Raw genomic sequence first — 16,429 nt, forward strand, 5'->3', positions numbered from 1 at the left:
TCCTGAAAATTTCGTATTACTATTATGCGTCTTCATCTAATTTCATATTTCCTCTGTCTTTACGACTTTCCGGATTTGAATTCGGATATCGATTTGGTGTTATATCAGAATTTCGGTCTTTGTTTTCTACCGTCTTTTTTGCTTCCTCGTCCGTAGTAACTCCTCTATTTGAATTCGGATTATCTGACGTTGTGTTAGAAAGTTTGGTCTTAATATCTTCATTCTCGTTTCGGGCGCGATCTACTATTTTTTTATTTCCATCGGAATCCGTTACCACTTCTTTATTCAGTTTTGAATCTTTCAGTTCTTTATCGTGAGAAACATTTTTTCCTTTAGATTCATCAATATTTTTTTGAGTACCGTTGATCTTTTTCGTTCCTAAATTATTCGTTTCCATGACATTATTATTTTTTACATTTAATTTATAATATTACAAATTCCGGCAATGAAAAAATTACGGTTTCGTAATTCTTTTCTTTCATAATTGCCATCTGCTTTTTATTATTTATTACCTTTATTCGATACAACTTAACTACTTTACTTATGAATTTCTTCAAAATCAAAACCAGCTGGTCTAATGCCGAATTCATTCTCATCAAACTTTGTATGGCTTCTGCTTATATTTTAGTTGGGAGTTATTTTCATGATTTTTTTGCCGAATATTATTCTATTTTAATTGGTATTTTTATCATTACCGCGATTTGGTTTGTTTACCAATGGCTTAAAAAAATGAAAACCCATTCAGACTTACCATACTAAATGTTCGTTTTTTATTTTATGAAAGAACTATCTTTGCAAAAAATTTAAAATGCATCGACACTTCATTCTTTTTAAACCTTACGGCTATTTGAGTCAATTTATTTATGAATTAAAAAGAAAGAAGAAGCTTTTGGGTGAATTACACGATTTCCCTGAAGGAACAATGGCAATTGGAAGATTAGACGAAGATTCTGAAGGCTTGCTCCTTTTGACTACTGACGGAAATATGAGTGAACTCGTACGAAGTAAAAAAGTCGACAAAGAATATTACGTTCAGGTTGACGGATTAATTACGCCCGAAGCGATAGAACAACTACAAAAAGGTGTCGAAATTGGTCTTGACGGAGGCAAATACAAAACCAAACCCTGCACAGCTTTTATCGTAAACGAAATTCCGGATTTTGGGGCAAGAGCTAAAAAAATCAGAGACGAACGTCATGGTCCAACTTCCTGGGCTTCGATCACAGTTAGAGAAGGAAAATTTCGTCAGGTTAGAAAAATGACCGCCGCAGTTGGTTTTCCAACCTTGCGATTGGTTCGCGTACGAATAGGAAATGTATATTTGCAAAACTTAAAAGCTGGTGAAGTTCTTGAGGTTTCCAATTTTGAATTAGATAATTAGGAAATATGACAATTAGATAATTTTTGCGAACTCATAACTTTTAACCCTTAACTCATAACTTAAAAAAGAAAATGCTAAACGTAGTTCTTGTAGAACCAGAAATACCAAATAATACTGGAAACATTGGAAGATTGTGCGTTGGTACAGAAAGCCGACTTCATTTAATTCACCCTTTCGGATTTGTCATTAATGATAAAAACTTAAAACGTTCCGGATTGGATTATTGGGTGCATCTTGATGTTACCGAATATCAAAACGTTGAAGAATGGATTGCACAGATTCCGGATCATTCTCGTGTGTTCTTAATGAGTTCTCACTCTGAAAAGTCTTATTTACAAAATGAATTTCAGGATGGTGACTGGTTGGTTTTCGGAAAAGAAAGCGTTGGTTTAAGCAAGGAATTTATGGCGCGTTTTGAGAATCATTTGACGATTCCGATGTCTCCGCTTATTCGTTCTTTTAATATTGCGAATTCTGTGGCTTTTGTGGTTGGTGAGGCTAAAAGACAAATTGGATTGAAGAAATAGTCAACTACGCTCCTGCAAGGTTTCCAAAATCTTGTAGGTCTATAATATTTCTCGCCAGAATCTAGAAGTTAAACCTACAAGGTTATAGTCAGCTACGTTCCTGCAAGGTTTCCAAAACATTGTAGGTCTATAATATTTCCAGCCAGAATCTAGAAGTTAAACCTACAAGGTTTTGGAAACCTTGCAGGAAGAGTTGACATCAATTCACAATAAACTTCCCTTTTTCCGCATCAAAAATAATATGTTCGTCTTTGAACAAATTATTAAAACTACCATTCGAAATTAAATTACAAGGCTGGTCTTGTACAATGTTTTCCGGCGTCATAATAATCATTTCGTCGCTTAACTGAATGGCTAGATCTATATCGTGGGTTGAAAACAAAATACATTTCTCCGTTTCTTGTGTTAGTTTCTTCAATAATTTAAATAAAGAAACTTTATGCAATAAATCCAAATGTGTTGTAGGTTCATCTAAAATAATCAGCGGAGTATCTTGTGCTAAAGCTCTTGCAATTAAGACTTTCTGCAATTGTCCGTCACTGATTTCGAAATGTTTTTTTGAAGCTAAGTGTTCAATCTGAGTTAAACGCAATGCTTCCTGAACTTTCTCAATATCCTCTTTCGACAAACTATCCACCCAATTGGTATAAGGCTGACGACCCAACGCAACTAATTCGAAAACCGAAAGATTACTTGCAGGCAGTTTTTCTGTTAAAACTAAACTTAGATTTTGCGCCAGTTCTAAAGGTTTATAATGTGAAATTTCTTTTTCATTCAAATAAACATTTCCTGATAAAGGTTTTTGAATTCCGGTTATAGTCCGAAGTAAAGTCGATTTTCCAATTCCGTTTGCTCCTATTAAAGTAATCAGTTTTCCTGAATCCAGATTTAAATTCAGATCTTTGGCAACAGTTGTAACACCTTTCTTGGATTTATATCCAATACTTAAATTTGACGTTTGTAAAATACTTTTAGTCATTGTGGTTATTTTTTAAACACATAGAAACATAGATTTCTATTTTTCATTTAAAAGTTTATCTGAAAATTTACTCGTAAATTAACACATAGTCTTTAAGCTTATACCTTTGGGAGTAATTTGTAATATTCGTTTACGAATGTTTTTTGACCTTCTTTAAAAATATTAAAACAATTAAAATTAATTAAAATACCTTTTGGCGCTTTTAGAAGTTTCATATAAGTCATTAACTGTGCTTCACATATAGGATTTAATTCTAATATTGCTTTTAATTCTACAACTAAACAATTTTCAATAAATAAATCGCATTTTAAATTAGCATTTAATTCTTTATCTCTGTAAATCAAAGGCACATTCATTTCTGTGAAAAAATTTATTTTACGATAACTCAATTCCTCTTTTAAACATTCATGGTAAACACTTTCCAATAATCCTCTTCCAATCGTTTTATGCACTTGAATACAAGCCCCTATAACATTGAAACTTAATTCATCTAAATATTTTTGAGTAATCATGATCTTAATTTTTAAAATAACATGTTCCATTTTCGCAAAGTCTATGTTTTAATTTACTAGTAAATTTTCAAATCAACTTTCAAAAAAAATAGAAATCTATGTTTCTATGTGTTTAAAAAAACTAAGATATTAAAATTCTGTAATCTTTTACTTAAAATTACTTTTCCTTACTAAAAGCCAGATTACAACCGGCGCTCCAATAATAGACGTAATTGCATTTATTGGTAGCGTAACCTCAAATCCTGGCATTTGTGAAACAATATCGCAAAACAGCATTATAATCGAACCAAAAAATAAAGTACTCCAAAATAATACGGTATGATTACTGGTTTGAAAAGTCAGTTTGGCAATATGCGGAACTGCTAATCCAATAAAAGCAATCGGACCTGCAAAAGCCGTAATTGCTCCGGATAATATACTTGTTGCAAATATGATTATTAATCTTGCTTGTTTAAAATTCAGTCCCATGCTTTTGGCGTAATTTTCTCCAAGAAGTAATGCATTTAAAGGTTTTATACTTTTGGCACTTAAAAGCAAACCGATTCCAACACAAGTGGCCAAAATGCCAATTGTTGTCCACGAAAGATTCCCCAGACTTCCCATTGACCAGAAAGTAAATTTCTGAAGTTGTTCAGCTGTGCTGAAATAAGTCAGAACGCTTACAATTGCGGTTGTAAAACTTCCAAACATTAATCCGACAATTAAAATGGCCATCGTGTCGCGCAATCTTTGTGAAACTAATAAAACTAAAAGCAAAACCAACGTACTTCCTGCTGTAGAGGCTAAAACAATTCCATACGAAGACAATGCAATTGCACTTAAAAAAGAAGGCAGAAATCCTGCTCCTAAAATCACAAAAGCTACTCCTAAGCTCGCTCCGGAACTTAATCCTAAAACATAAGGTCCCGCTAACGGGTTACGGAATAAAGTCTGCATCAGAAGTCCGCTGATCGAAAGTCCTGTTCCGACCAGAACGGCAGTAATGGCCTTCGGCAGACGATAATTTATAATGATATATTCCCAGGTCGATTTTGTTGCGTGTCCACCTGTTAAACTGGTAAAAACATCTTTTACAGGAATCATAACAGAACCTAAACTAATGCTTGCGAAAAACATCAGCAAAAGCCCCAACGCCAAAATGACAAATAAAATGGTATTTCGTTTTTTATTCGCCAATTTAGTTCAGTTTTGATGCGAAAGTAAATTCGTAACCTGATAATAGATCAGGGTGGAAAATTTTGATATAATCCTTTAAAACTAAATCAGGACGGCTTGGAGCCAATTCGTAATAAACTGTACCGCCGGTTGCTCCCAATTTACCTTCAAAATTGTAAACACTTTTATTTTTAAAAGCATCAAATTCTCCATAATGCGGATTTGCCTTTTGTAACTCTTCCAAACTCTTAAACGAACCGGATGCAATCCAGACATTTGCATCTTTGGCTTTGTCTAAAACTTTTTCAAAAGATAAACCTTCGCTTCCGGTTCCCTTTAAATCTGCCCATAAATAATTAGCCTTTGCATCTTTCATAAACTCGGCCACCCAACTGTTTCCTTTAGCAACATACCAAACATCTTCATACATAGAACCGTATAAAACTTTTGAAGTTGCAGGTTTATCTGCCACCAATTTTTTCGCCTGATTATAGCTTTGAACAATTTTATCAAAAAGCTCTTTTGCTTTATCTTCTTTTCCGAATAATGCACCATAAAGTTTGATCCACTCTGCTTTTCCAATTGGAGACTGTTCCATCCAGTCGCCCTGAATTAAAACGTTTAATCCGCTTTTTTTCAGATTATCCAACATCGGATTGTTGTTATCAACTCCAAAAGTGACAATCAAATCCGGAGATAATTCGATTAATTGCTCGATATTTAGTTTTTCATTTTGTCCAACGTTTTTCACAGAACCTTTATCAATTAAAACTCTGGTTTTTTCTGAAGAGATATAATCAGTATGCGGAAAACCAACCAATTTATCTTCAACTTCCAACATTTCCAAAAACGGAATATTCGTCGTCGAAGTAACCACAACAGACTCTAACGGAACCTGAATTGTGGTGTAATTTTGAAGACTATCCGGTACTTTTCCGTCTTTTTCTTTTAAAATATATTTGAAATCTTTATTGGCATTTGGCCATGGATTTGAGACAGTTACAACTGAATAATCATCATATTTTACGATCGAAAGTCCGCTCGCGTATTCGATGCTGTTTTTTACATTTTCGATTTTTACAGCTTCTGCTTTTTCATTCTTCTTACATCCTGAAAAGATAAAAAAAGAAGCTATAAAAATCATTTTCGGCAATAAATGTCTCATATTTTATGTTTTGGATGGTGACAAAGGTAAAGTATTTTCTATTTTTTTTGTTTACCTTTATTCTTACAAATTTAAACAATTGTATCTTTACAACATGAATACCACAAAAATGAAAATTTGCTCTAGCTGTGAATCTGAGTTCAGCTGTGGAGATATATCTGTAGAAAAAAAATGCTGGTGCAATGACTACCCGCCCATTTTCACTCTTTCTGAAGGAGGAGATTGTCTTTGTCCTACGTGTTTCAAAGAGGCATGTGAAGACAAGATTGATGCCTATATAGAAACCATAAATCCATCAAACGCTCCTAAAAACAAAGCGATTTCTTTACCAAAAACAAACACATTAATTGAAGGCATTGATTACTATATTGAAAATGGAAACATGGTTTTTAAAACCTGGTACCATTTAAAAAGAGGAACCTGCTGTGGAAATAATTGCCGACATTGTCCTTATTAAAAAGTTATGAGTTAAAAGTTGAAAAACTCTTTGTTACTTTGCGCTATAACAACACATCCTAACCCCTAACCCCTAACCCCTAACTCTTAACTTACAACTTATAACCTTTCAAAAAAAATGATTTATTTAATTACCGGCGGCGAGCGTTCAGGAAAAAGCAGTTATGCACAAAATTTAGCTTTAACACTTTCTAATAATCCAATATATGTTGCAACAGCCAGAAAATGGGATTCTGATTTTCAAAACCGAATTGACAGACATCAGCAGGAAAGAGACGAACGCTGGACGAACATTGAAGAAGAAAAATTTTTAAGTAAAATCGATTTTTCCGAAAAAACCGCTTTGATTGACTGCGTTACACTTTGGCTAACTAACTTTTTTGTGGATACTAAAAATGATGTTCAGCTAAGTTTGGAAGAAGCCAAAAAAGAATTTCTTGCCGTAGCCAATCAAGAAAATGCTAATATCATTATTGTAACCAATGAAATCGGAATGGGCGTTCATGCTGAAACTTACATTGGAAGAAAATTTGTGGAACTGCAAGGCTGGATGAATCAGTTTCTGGCTTCAAATGCTGATGAAGTTGTTTTGATGGTTTCCGGAATTCCGGTCAAAATAAAAGGTTAAATTCCAATAAATTGAAACGAAATTCCAACTTTTAAACTCCAAATTCCAAAGCTATGCTTTACCTTTACTAGAATCTTTCCATTTTCAGATTTGGAATTTGGAGTTTAAAAAATTGGAATTTAAAGAAATGAGCAATTTAGACGATATATTAAAATCACGCCGTGACACCCGACATTTTACAACCGACGAAGTTCCCGATGAAGTAATTCAGAAAGCTTTGCAGGCTGGTCATTGGGCGCCTTCTGTGGGGTTAACTGATGCGACTAGATATTTTCTCATCAAATCTAATGAAGTTAAAACCTCGATTAAAAAGCTGTTTTTAGATTATAACAAAAAAGCGGCTGAACTTACCGATAACGAGGATCAAAAAGAATTGTATAATTCACTTAAACTCGAAGCTATTGAAGAAGCGCCAATCGGACTTATTATCGCTTACGATCGTTCGGTTTTGAATCAATTTACGATTGGAACAATCGGCAGTAACGAAGCAGTAAAATTCAGTTCCGTTTGTGCAGCACAGAATATCTGGCTTTCGCTAACAGAACAAGGTTACGGCATGGGCTGGGTTTCGATTTTGAATTACTACCAATTTAAAAAAATCCTCGATTTACCTGAAAATATAGAACCGCTGGGTTATTTCTGTATCGGAAAACCAGCTACCAATTACAACAATCAGCCAATGTTACAACAACTGCATTGGAAACAAAAATCAGAAGCTCCAATCTGCAAAGAGATTTCGGAAATTCATAAAATAAACATTCCTGATTTTGAGTTAAACGTAAAAACTGAAAACGATAACAAAATTGATTTCCACAAGCTTTTACAGGAAAAAATAGATTCCAAAACAAAACCTGTTGGTTCACTGGGAACTTTAGAAACCTTAGCTTTTCAAATAGCAACTGTTTTTGAAACTTTAAATCCGAAAATTGAAAAACCTACTATTGTTGTTTTTGCTGCCGATCACGGAATTGCCAATCACGGTGTGAGCGATTATCCACAAGACGTAACACGTCAAATGGTTACTAATTTCCTGGATGAAGGAGCAGCAATAAATGTTTTTTGCAAACAAAATAATATTGAATTGTCTATTGCAGATGCTGGCGTTAATTACGATTTTCCAACCAATACAAAATTAATAGATTGTAAAATCGCTAAAGGAACTCAGTCTTTTCTGCATGTTTCCGCTATGAGTGAATCAGAAGTTCAATTGTGTTTTGAAAAAGGAAAATCGATTGTTGAAAATAGTGCAAAATCAGGTTCAAACTGTATTGGCTTTGGCGAAATGGGAATTGGCAATACCTCAACCGCCTCTGTTTTAATGAGTCTTTTAACTGGTTTTCCGATTGAAGAATGTATCGGAAAGGGAACAGGAGTTTCAGATGATAAATTAACGCAAAAACAAAACATTCTAAAAAAAGCGATCGAAAATTATTCCGGTCAAAACGATTTACTATCACAACTTTCTTATTTCGGTGGCTTTGAAATTCTTCAAATGGCAGGCGGAATGCTTTCGGCTTACGAAAATAAAATGCTGATTCTGATTGATGGTTTCATTTGCACTACAGCTTTTTTAATTGCTTCTAAAATCAATCCGAATATTAAAAATAATGCTGTTTTCTGTCATTGCTCTGCTGAAAAAGCACATATAAAATTACTCGAATATCTTGAAGCAAAACCTATTCTAAATCTTGATTTACGATTGGGAGAAGGAACTGGTTGCGCAATTGCTTTTCCTATTTTAAAATCGGCTGAGGCTTTTTTGAATGAAATGGCTAGTTTTGAGAGCGCCGGAATAAGTAGGAAATAACTCCTTATTTATGAATAATAGTTTTTAAATTTGAATTATTTTTAAAACTATCAATCTATGTCATTTACTAAGATTTATGTTCATTGCGTTTGGAGCACCAAAAACAGATTTCCGTTTTTAAATTCAGTTGGTCTACGCGAAAAAGTCTGGAATCATATAAAAGAAAATGCCTTAAAAAAAGATATTTATCTAGATTTTATAAGTGGCTATTCTGATCATTGTCATTGTTTAATTTCACTGGGAAATGATCAAACTATTCAGAAAACAATACAATTGTTAAAAGGAGAATCTTCTTACTGGATCAATAAAAACCAATTAACAAATAATAAATTTGAATGGCAGGATGAATATTTTGCTGTTTCCGTTTCGGAATCTATTGTTAATAAAGTTCGAGATTATATTAAAAATCAGGAAGAACATCATAAAAAGAAAACATTTCAGGAAGAATATGATGAGTTTATGATCAAGTTTGGCTTTAAACCGACTTAAAAAGTTTGGCTAAAGCCTTTATCTTTGCCTTTAAATGAACCAACATCTAAAGATGTTGGCAATTCAAATTATTGAATTATTTATTTTTTTTTAATTTTTCTTCTTTGAGTTGCCTCCAGATTTATCTGGAGGTTATAAATTTGCTTGTTATAAATAGGCTTTAGCCAAACAACAGCAATCTAAATGAAAAAAGAACTCCATATTTTCTTTACCTGTTTAATGTTTTACACACGCATTCCTTGTCCAAAAAACATTACACATCATCCTGATTATTTAAATAAAGCTACAAGATATTTTCCTTTTATTGGATGGATTGTGGGGAGCATTTCTTTTATCATTTATTCTCTATTTGCTCTGTTTCTTTCTACAGAAACGGCTGTTATTTTTGCACTAATTATTTCTGTTTTAACAACGGGAGCTTTTCATGAAGACGGATTTGCAGATGTCTGCGATGGTTTTGGCGGAGGCTGGACTAAAGAAAAAATCCTGATGATTATGAAAGACAGTGCAATTGGCGCGTATGGCGCAATCGGATTGGTTTTACTTTTTCTACTAAAATTCAAACTGCTTTCAGAATCTATTTTGCTATTTCAAATTTATGATGGCATGGCTGTTTTTAAAATTTGGCTTTTGTTTGTTTCTGCTCATTCCCTGAGTCGGTTGGCTGCAATCAGTATTATTTTCACACATGAATATTCTCGCGAAGATGCTTCTAGCAAAAGCAAACCTATTGCCAAACAATTTACCTGGAAAGAAGTTTTTGGTTCATTCTTTTTTGGATTGATTCCTTTACTTGTGTTTTCTTATTTCGATCCTAAAGTTCTATTTGCAGTTATTCCGGTTTTTATAACCAGATATTTTTTAGCAAGATATTTCCAAAAATGGATAGACGGTTATACAGGAGATTGTCTAGGAGCGACGCAACAAGTTTGTGAAGTTCTCTTTTACTTAAGCCTTTTATTTTTATGGAAATTTATCTAGTCCGTCATACCGAAACCATTTGTGAGAAAGGAATCTGTTACGGACAATCGGATGTCAATATTGCAGAACCTTTTGATGAAATTTTTTCTAAAATCATTTCCGAATTACCTTCAAAAGCTGTAATTTTTTCAAGTCCGTTAAAACGCTGTGTAATTTTGGCAAAACATATTCAGGAAAACATAAATACAATTTCTTATCAGGAAGATCAACGTTTAATGGAAATGAATTTTGGCGAATGGGAACTAAAGAACTGGAATGAAATTTCGCCCGAGGAACTCAATCCCTGGATGGAAGATTTTGTAAATATAAAAGCCACAAATGGCGAATCTTTTACAGAATTACATAAAAGAGTTGGAGAATTTTTATCTGAAAAAATTTGTAAAACAGAACATCCAATTATTATTGTGACGCATGCAGGAATCATTAGAAGCATTTTATGTCATCAAAGTTCCTTACCTTTAAAAGAAGCATTTCAGAATAAAGTAGATTTTGGACAAGTTATAAGAATCGAATTATAAATATTCCGTTTGTTTTACTTTTAAGGCTTAATAATGAAACAAATTTGAATAATCCGTATTTTTAACTTTATCTTTGCGGCAAAATAAGGTTGTGTTTTGATAAACACATTAAAAGGGAATCAAGTAAAATCTTGAGCTGTACCCGCAACTGTAAGCTTAGTTCTAAAAAACGAATGCTTGTTGTAAACTGCAAAGCCACTGTCACGCCCTGCGTGATGGGAAGGAAAACAACAAGACGCAAGCCAGGAGACCTGCCTTTATAACAAATTATCAAGCTCTCGGGAAAAAGAGTGAAGAAATTATGACTATAAAATTAAGGTTTGCTTTTTGTTTTCTATTGTTGTGCCAGATTGTTTTGGCGCAAAATGATTCTATTAATAAACTGAAAGAAGTAATTGTTTCCGACAATAATCTTAAAAATTTCTCGAATACACAGTCGATTCAACGTTTAACGGATTCTATTATAAGTAAAAATCAATCCTCTTTAACTTCGCTCTTAAATTACAATACGGTATTATATTTTAAAGAAAATGGATTAGGTATGACTTCTGCCCCTTCATTCAGAGGAACAACTTCACAACAAACGGTAGTAGTCTGGAACGGTATAAATGTAAACTCTCAATTATTAGGGCAGGCAGATTTTAATACCATTTCAACAAGAGGTTTTAATTCGATAGATGTAAAAGCCGGCGGAGGAAGTGTTGTGTATGGAAGTGGTGCCATTGGAGGAACAATTCATTTAAATAATGATTTGAAATTTACTGATACATTCAAAAATGATTTTCAAATCTATTATGGAGAGTTTAATACTTTAAGTGCTATTTACGGTATTACAGCAGGAACTAAAAAATGGAGTTTTGATGCAAGTTTTACCAGAAACAGCTCTGATAATGATTTTAAATTTGTAGGTCAAGAAGTATGGAATAAAAATGGCCAATACTACAATAATACTCTTGATGCAGCTGTAGGTTACAAAATCAATGATAAAAACAGCATTAAATTTTACAGCGAAATATTTGATGGCGAAAGGCATTTTTCGCTCACTTCACCAAATGAAACCAAAACCAAATACCAAGATTATAATACTCGAAATTTATTGACTTGGAGCAGTTCCTTTAGCAAATTTGATTCTAATTTAAAACTCGCTTATATTAGTGAACATTATAATTATTTTGAAGATATTAATAGAGACGGACATACTTCTGGAGGTGTAAAAAGCTTTATAGGAAAGTATGATCTAGATTACACAATATCTGCTAAAATGAAAATAAGCACCATTTTAGATTACACCAGAAATGATGGAAATGGTTCTGGAATTGGCCAAAGCATACGTGAAATTGGAGGTGCAAGTCTTTTGTGGAAACATTCGCTTACAGATAAATGGAATTATGAAATGAGTGCTCGAAAAGAGGTTTCAGATGCTTACAAAAGTCCCGTCCTTTTTTCGGTTGGTTCGCGATATGATTTTTCAGATTTCTATAAGCTTAAATTTAATTTTTCTAGAAACTTCAGAATTCCAACATTTAATGATTTGTATTGGGAAGGAAGCGGCAATCCTGATTTAAAACCGGAAAGTTCTTTTCAGGCAGAAATAGGCAATGAATTTAAATACAAAGATTTCCGACTTACTCTTACAGCGTACGGAATGAAAATTAAGGATATGATTCGATGGCTGCCCAATAGTTCAGGAAATTGGATACCAGAAAACACAGACAGAGTCACTATCTATGGTACCGAAGCACTTTTGGGATGGAGAAAAAGCTTTAACAAACATACATTTGATTTTAATGGAACTTATGCTTATACCGTTTCATTAAATGATAAAACAGACAAGCAGCTTTTTTATGTTCCCTATCATAAAATGACAGGTGCAGCATCTTATTACCACAAAAAACTTTCTGCCTATTATCAAATTATGTTTACGGGAGAAGTTTTTACAACATCAGACAATAATCCAAAATATATACTTGACGCTTACAATGTTTCTAACATAGGAGTTGACTATAACTTTAGCAAAAAAAATATTTTCAAACTGGGAGTCAAAGCCGCTAATCTTTGGAATGAAAAGTATGAAGCGCTTCCTAACCGCTTTATGCCAGGACGAAATTTAACCATTTATTTAAACCTTAATTATTAATAACATGAAACTAAAAAATCTTTATTTAGGAATTATAGCATCTGCTTTTCTGTTTGCATCTTGTAGCAGTGATAATGATGATAATAATGATGTTCCATTAGGTGCATATGACAACGGCGTACTTATTTTGAATGAAGGAAACTTTAAATCTGTTAATGCTTCTGTATCTTACCTTTCAAATGACTTAGCTACTTTTCAAAATGATATTTTTAAAGTAGTTAATCCAACTGTTGTGTTGGGGGATGTAGCACAATCTCTAAGCTTCAGCAATGACAAAGCCTTTATTGTGGTAAACAATTCTAATGAAGTAGAGGTAGTGAACCGTTACACGCTTAAAAGTCTTGGAACGATTACTGAAAAACTTGAAAATCCGCGTTACAGTGTTGTTTTAAATGACAAATTGTATGTAACAAATGCAATTTCTAAAGCGGTAACTGTTTATGACGCTAAAACTTATGCATACTTAAATTCAATTTCAATTGGCAAAACTTCTGAAAAAATTGTAACTGCAAACGGAAAATTATATGTTACAAACGCTGCTTATGGAAGCGGAAGTGAAGTAACAGTTATCAATCCGTCTACTAATGCGGTAACTACAACTCTTACTCTTGAAAATGGAATTAATTCTATTGAAGCAAATAATGGAACTGTTTATGTATTAGCAGGAAATAGTACAAAAAGTAAATTATTCAAAATTAATACATCTACCGATACTGCAACATCTATAGAATCGACTACTGTAAAAGGAGCTTTGAATATGGATATTGATGGAGACAAAATCTATTATACTCAAGGTTTAGGAGTTTATGCAATGAATTTATCTGCTACAACTTTTTCAGAAAAAGCTTTGTTTTCTGTAACAGACAACGACTGGTCAACTTTTTATGGTTTTGGTGTTATTGATGGAAAAATTTATTCAGGAGCCGCTAACGAATTTACTGCAGACGGAACTGTTACCGTATATTCTTCAACGGGTGCAGTGCTAAAAACAGTAACTGCTGGTCTAGGACCAAACGGTTTCTACTCTAATAATTAGAATTAGATTATATTTTTGGACTAAAAAAGGCTTTCATTTCTGAAAGCCTTTTTTTATTGTCCGAAGTTTTTATTCTTAAAACCCTTTTGGTGCAGTTTTAAGATACATACCATGGTTCAATCCGTTTATGATTTTAGAATCTGTAAAATATGGACGATCCGGTTCTGAAGTTGTCTGAATTGTTTTAGACGTCGTTCCGGTAATTTTAGAAATGGCAAGATTCAATAGTGGCTCAGATGCATCACCTAAAACTCCATAAGTACTTACACTTTCATACTTTTGGTAAGTTGGTTGTAAACCTTGTGTATAATCTCCGAAATTAACAGAATTGGTAATTTTTAAAACCAAAGGCTGCATCGCATATTTATGATTTGGATTAACATTCTTTTTCGTTAGAGTTTCCGAATCGTAAACAGTAAACGAACCAACATTTTTACCTGTTGTAGTTTCACCAATCTGAACTACATTAATATAAGGTTTCAATCCGTTAATGATTAATTCACTGGCAGATGCTGTACTTGCAGTTGTTATTACATAAACAGTAGTCATATTTAAACTGTTTAAATTTTGAACAAATCGTACATTTAAATCTTCCAGATCTGCAGCAGACATTCCTGCCATTTGTTTAGCATTGAAAGTCATTTTAGAAAAAATCTGCGTATCAAACTGCCCCGTAATCATACTAGCCAGTTTAGCTGCAGATGAGATAGCTCCTCCTCCGTTATAACGAAGATCCAGCACTAAATCTGTTGCTCCTTGTGCTTTTAATTCCCCAAAAGCCTGATTTAATTTATCGTCATACTCATCATAGAATCCATTGTACATCAAATAACCAATTTTATGACTTCCGGAAGTAATCACTTTATTGATAAAAATTGGATTTTCCTCTAAAACCGTTTTCGTTAAAGCAACCGATTTTCCATTCAAAACAAAAGTGCTTCCGTTATAATCAGCAAGATTTAAAGTATAACTATCCTGATTTAACAATAATGCCTGATAATTAGAAACCGTCAATTTCGTTCCGTTTACACTGGTAAATAAATCACCACGTTTAATCGCTTTTGTAGAAGCATCAGAATTTGGAATAATATAACGAACATAACCAACAACATCGTTTGACCCAGAAGCAACAAGGCTTAGTCTAAAATCAACTCCGTTATTTTTTGTAATACCACTTAATTCCTGTTCTAGAACTGTATAATCATCAACAATCCAGCTAAAACGGTCAACAGCATCTCCGTTAGGATATTTGCTTTCCGGTTTGTACAACAAGTCCTCAAACAAATCTTCCGGTTTCGAATAACCTCTCAGAAAAGAATTGAAATCATTCTCACTTGCAAAACGATTATCTGCAAGATTAGGCACATCTGCCTGCCATAGATAAACTTCATTTAATCCTCTCCAGACAAAACTATTAATCTGCACATCTGCCGGAGCTGCAACATCGTCATTATCCTGGCAAGACTGCAAAGAAAAGGCGAATAAAAAAAGAAAAAGAATACTTTTTAAAGGTGTTTTCATATCGTTTAGGTTTCTATAATAGAATAAACGTAAAAGTAGTATCTTTAGTTTTAGCTTTGCAAAAAAGCAGTATTTTTTTACGTAAAAAAAATATATTGTTTTGTTGTAACAAATAGAAATGTGCCTCGTCTTGACTATATAAGCTAACGATTAACCATCTGATTAATGAACCAAGTTGTATTTATAGAATTAATAAATCCTTTTAAAGACAAAGTTTTTCGTCTGGCAAAAAGATTGCTTACCAGCACTGAAGAAGCTGAAGATGCGACTCAGGAGGTAATGGTTAAATTATGGAACAAAAAAGAAAATCTGGAAAGCTACAATAGTGTCGAAGCCCTCGCCATGACCATGACTAAAAATTATTGTCTCGATCAACTGAAATCAAAAAGAGCCAGTAATCTTCAAATTGTTCACAATAATTTTACCGATCGCGAACCAAGATTAGACAAAAAAATAGAAGATGAAGACACTTTAGAATGGGTTGAAAAAATTATAAACGACATGCCGGAACAATTACAGCTATTAATTCAGCTTCGGGATATTGAACAATATGAATTTGAGGAAATAGCCAAAATCGTCAATATGAACGAAACGGCGATACGGGTTGCACTTTCGAGAGCAAGAAAAAAAATTAGAGAATCAATGATTAATACACACCTTTATGGAACTAAATAAAATAGAAGATATATTAGAAAAATACTTTCAGGGAGAAACTTCTATTGCTGAAGAAAATCAATTAAAAGAATACTTTTCTTCATCAAATGTTGCGCAGCATTTGGAGCAATACAAACCTATGTTTGGTTATTTCTCTCAGGCAAAAGAACAGAAATCGACGTATGAGATTCCACTACAATCTAAAAAACGCAACGTAGCGTGGTTATCTATTGCGGCATCAGCTGTTGTTTTGCTGGGAATCGGAACATACTTTTTTGTCAGCGAAAAAAATGACACTACTGCAGTAGCTTCGCAAAAAGAATTAGGAACCTACGATAATCCCGAAGAAGCGTTAAAAGCGACTCAAAAAGCTTTAGCTTTATTATCCAACAATGTTAATGTAGGTATTGAAAGTGTACAGTACATTAAAGAATATGAACAATCAAAAAACAAAATTTTTAAATAGTAATTAAACAAAAAGAA

19 protein-coding genes and 1 riboswitch are annotated in these 16,429 nt (G+C 33.3%); of the genes, 13 read left to right on the top strand and 6 right to left on the bottom strand.

The features are described 5' to 3' along the window. Positions 1-22: 22 nt before the first annotated feature. On the bottom strand, positions 23-397 hold the full coding sequence (locus HYN56_RS00415; protein ID WP_109190388.1) for a hypothetical protein: 375 nt from the start codon (positions 395-397) through the stop codon (positions 23-25). A gap of 146 nt (positions 398-543) precedes the next feature. Here HYN56_RS00415 and HYN56_RS00420 point away from each other — a divergent pair, with 146 nt between their 5' ends. The 3 genes from HYN56_RS00420 to HYN56_RS00430 all read left to right on the top strand — a co-directional run bounded on the left by HYN56_RS00420 (position 544) and on the right by HYN56_RS00430 (position 1,908). Next, a complete protein-coding gene (locus HYN56_RS00420) occupies positions 544-759 on the top strand; it encodes a hypothetical protein (RefSeq protein ID WP_109190389.1) in 216 nt (71 codons plus the stop codon). Between the two features lie 49 nt (positions 760-808). Further along, positions 809-1,381, top strand: coding sequence for a pseudouridine synthase (locus HYN56_RS00425; protein ID WP_109190390.1), 573 nt, complete (start codon positions 809-811; stop codon positions 1,379-1,381). Positions 1,382-1,452: 71 nt separating this feature from the next. Then, positions 1,453-1,908, top strand: a complete 456-nt coding sequence (locus HYN56_RS00430; protein WP_109190391.1) for a tRNA (cytidine(34)-2'-O)-methyltransferase — start codon at positions 1,453-1,455, stop codon at positions 1,906-1,908. 199 nt (positions 1,909-2,107) lie between these two features. Here HYN56_RS00430 and HYN56_RS00435 read toward each other — a convergent pair whose 3' ends face one another. The 4 genes from HYN56_RS00435 to HYN56_RS00450 form a co-directional block, all read right to left on the bottom strand. Next, the gene (locus tag HYN56_RS00435; RefSeq protein ID WP_109190392.1) at positions 2,108-2,887 is read right to left on the bottom strand and encodes an ABC transporter ATP-binding protein; all 780 of its coding nucleotides are present in this window, start codon (positions 2,885-2,887) and stop codon (positions 2,108-2,110) included. Positions 2,888-2,985: 98 nt separating this feature from the next. Continuing rightward, complete coding sequence (locus tag HYN56_RS00440; RefSeq protein WP_205727644.1) at positions 2,986-3,399, bottom strand: GxxExxY protein; 414 nt, start codon at positions 3,397-3,399, stop codon at positions 2,986-2,988. A 147-nt stretch (positions 3,400-3,546) separates the two neighbouring features. Next, a complete protein-coding gene (locus tag HYN56_RS00445; protein WP_167398352.1) occupies positions 3,547-4,515 on the bottom strand; it encodes an iron ABC transporter permease in 969 nt (322 codons plus the stop codon). Positions 4,516-4,576: 61 nt separating this feature from the next. Continuing rightward, entirely contained in the window at positions 4,577-5,719 is a 1,143-nt protein-coding gene (locus tag HYN56_RS00450; RefSeq protein WP_109190394.1) for an ABC transporter substrate-binding protein, read from the bottom strand. A 109-nt stretch (positions 5,720-5,828) separates the two neighbouring features. On the opposite strand from HYN56_RS00450, the gene HYN56_RS00455 reads away from it, so the two are divergent. The 8 genes from HYN56_RS00455 (at position 5,829) to HYN56_RS00490 (ending at position 13,771) form a co-directional block, all read left to right on the top strand. Further along, positions 5,829-6,176, top strand: coding sequence for a DUF5522 domain-containing protein (locus HYN56_RS00455; RefSeq protein ID WP_394336255.1), 348 nt, complete (start codon positions 5,829-5,831; stop codon positions 6,174-6,176). Between the two features lie 117 nt (positions 6,177-6,293). Further along, a complete protein-coding gene (gene cobU / locus HYN56_RS00460; RefSeq protein WP_109190395.1) occupies positions 6,294-6,803 on the top strand; it encodes a bifunctional adenosylcobinamide kinase/adenosylcobinamide-phosphate guanylyltransferase in 510 nt (169 codons plus the stop codon). 127 nt (positions 6,804-6,930) lie between these two features. After that, positions 6,931-8,610: a nicotinate-nucleotide--dimethylbenzimidazole phosphoribosyltransferase gene (gene cobT / locus HYN56_RS00465; RefSeq protein ID WP_109194686.1), complete on the top strand. Its 1,680-nt coding sequence runs from the start codon at positions 6,931-6,933 to the stop codon at positions 8,608-8,610. A gap of 57 nt (positions 8,611-8,667) precedes the next feature. Next, entirely contained in the window at positions 8,668-9,099 is a 432-nt protein-coding gene (locus HYN56_RS00470; RefSeq protein WP_109190396.1) for a transposase, read from the top strand. A gap of 183 nt (positions 9,100-9,282) precedes the next feature. Continuing rightward, positions 9,283-10,080: an adenosylcobinamide-GDP ribazoletransferase gene (locus HYN56_RS00475; RefSeq protein ID WP_109190397.1), complete on the top strand. Its 798-nt coding sequence runs from the start codon at positions 9,283-9,285 to the stop codon at positions 10,078-10,080. Beyond that, a complete protein-coding gene (gene cobC / locus HYN56_RS00480) occupies positions 10,065-10,598 on the top strand; it encodes an alpha-ribazole phosphatase (RefSeq protein ID WP_109190398.1) in 534 nt (177 codons plus the stop codon). Before HYN56_RS00475 ends, cobC begins: the two co-directional genes overlap by 16 nt. A gap of 69 nt (positions 10,599-10,667) precedes the next feature. After that, a riboswitch (cobalamin riboswitch) is annotated at positions 10,668-10,871 on the top strand. Between the two features lie 28 nt (positions 10,872-10,899). Beyond that, complete coding sequence (locus tag HYN56_RS00485) at positions 10,900-12,735, top strand: TonB-dependent receptor plug domain-containing protein (RefSeq protein ID WP_109194687.1); 1,836 nt, start codon at positions 10,900-10,902, stop codon at positions 12,733-12,735. 4 nt (positions 12,736-12,739) lie between these two features. Further along, positions 12,740-13,771: a YncE family protein gene (locus HYN56_RS00490; RefSeq protein ID WP_109190399.1), complete on the top strand. Its 1,032-nt coding sequence runs from the start codon at positions 12,740-12,742 to the stop codon at positions 13,769-13,771. A gap of 75 nt (positions 13,772-13,846) precedes the next feature. Here the strand turns inward: HYN56_RS00490 and HYN56_RS00495 are convergent, their stop codons facing one another. Then, on the bottom strand, positions 13,847-15,292 hold the full coding sequence (locus HYN56_RS00495) for a S41 family peptidase (protein ID WP_109190400.1): 1,446 nt from the start codon (positions 15,290-15,292) through the stop codon (positions 13,847-13,849). Between the two features lie 165 nt (positions 15,293-15,457). Between HYN56_RS00495 and HYN56_RS00500 the strand changes: the two genes are divergently transcribed. After that, a complete protein-coding gene (locus tag HYN56_RS00500) occupies positions 15,458-15,967 on the top strand; it encodes an RNA polymerase sigma factor (RefSeq protein WP_109190401.1) in 510 nt (169 codons plus the stop codon). Next, positions 15,954-16,412, top strand: a complete 459-nt coding sequence (locus HYN56_RS00505) for a hypothetical protein (protein ID WP_109190402.1) — start codon at positions 15,954-15,956, stop codon at positions 16,410-16,412. The genes HYN56_RS00500 and HYN56_RS00505 overlap by 14 nt, the downstream gene beginning before the upstream one ends. The last annotated feature ends 17 nt before the right edge of the window (positions 16,413-16,429 follow it).

The sequence above is a fragment of the Flavobacterium crocinum genome (assembly GCF_003122385.1).
Taxonomy (GTDB): Bacteria; Bacteroidota; Bacteroidia; order Flavobacteriales; family Flavobacteriaceae; genus Flavobacterium; species Flavobacterium crocinum.

Excerpts from the sequence above, each read along its gene's own strand:
- HYN56_RS00445 (WP_167398352.1), bottom strand. The coding sequence starts at position 4,515 with ATGTTTTTCGCAAGCATTAGTTTAGGTTCTGTTATGATTCCTGTAAAA.
- HYN56_RS00495 (WP_109190400.1), bottom strand. The coding sequence starts at position 15,292 with ATGAAAACACCTTTAAAAAGTATTCTTTTTCTTTTTTTATTCGCCTTT.
- HYN56_RS00425 (WP_109190390.1), top strand. The coding sequence starts at position 809 with ATGCATCGACACTTCATTCTTTTTAAACCTTACGGCTATTTGAGTCAA.
- HYN56_RS00490 (WP_109190399.1), top strand. The coding sequence starts at position 12,740 with ATGAAACTAAAAAATCTTTATTTAGGAATTATAGCATCTGCTTTTCTG.
- HYN56_RS00415 (WP_109190388.1), bottom strand. The coding sequence starts at position 397 with ATGGAAACGAATAATTTAGGAACGAAAAAGATCAACGGTACTCAAAAA.
- HYN56_RS00440 (WP_205727644.1), bottom strand. The coding sequence starts at position 3,399 with ATGATTACTCAAAAATATTTAGATGAATTAAGTTTCAATGTTATAGGG.
- HYN56_RS00430 (WP_109190391.1), top strand. The coding sequence starts at position 1,453 with ATGCTAAACGTAGTTCTTGTAGAACCAGAAATACCAAATAATACTGGA.
- HYN56_RS00470 (WP_109190396.1), top strand. The coding sequence starts at position 8,668 with ATGTCATTTACTAAGATTTATGTTCATTGCGTTTGGAGCACCAAAAAC.
- cobU (WP_109190395.1), top strand. The coding sequence starts at position 6,294 with ATGATTTATTTAATTACCGGCGGCGAGCGTTCAGGAAAAAGCAGTTAT.
- HYN56_RS00435 (WP_109190392.1), bottom strand. The coding sequence starts at position 2,887 with ATGACTAAAAGTATTTTACAAACGTCAAATTTAAGTATTGGATATAAA.
- HYN56_RS00500 (WP_109190401.1), top strand. The coding sequence starts at position 15,458 with ATGAACCAAGTTGTATTTATAGAATTAATAAATCCTTTTAAAGACAAA.
- HYN56_RS00450 (WP_109190394.1), bottom strand. The coding sequence starts at position 5,719 with ATGAGACATTTATTGCCGAAAATGATTTTTATAGCTTCTTTTTTTATC.
- HYN56_RS00455 (WP_394336255.1), top strand. The coding sequence starts at position 5,829 with ATGAAAATTTGCTCTAGCTGTGAATCTGAGTTCAGCTGTGGAGATATA.
- HYN56_RS00505 (WP_109190402.1), top strand. The coding sequence starts at position 15,954 with ATGGAACTAAATAAAATAGAAGATATATTAGAAAAATACTTTCAGGGA.
- cobT (WP_109194686.1), top strand. The coding sequence starts at position 6,931 with ATGAGCAATTTAGACGATATATTAAAATCACGCCGTGACACCCGACAT.
- HYN56_RS00420 (WP_109190389.1), top strand. The coding sequence starts at position 544 with ATGAATTTCTTCAAAATCAAAACCAGCTGGTCTAATGCCGAATTCATT.
- HYN56_RS00485 (WP_109194687.1), top strand. The coding sequence starts at position 10,900 with ATGACTATAAAATTAAGGTTTGCTTTTTGTTTTCTATTGTTGTGCCAG.
- HYN56_RS00475 (WP_109190397.1), top strand. The coding sequence starts at position 9,283 with ATGAAAAAAGAACTCCATATTTTCTTTACCTGTTTAATGTTTTACACA.
- cobC (WP_109190398.1), top strand. The coding sequence starts at position 10,065 with ATGGAAATTTATCTAGTCCGTCATACCGAAACCATTTGTGAGAAAGGA.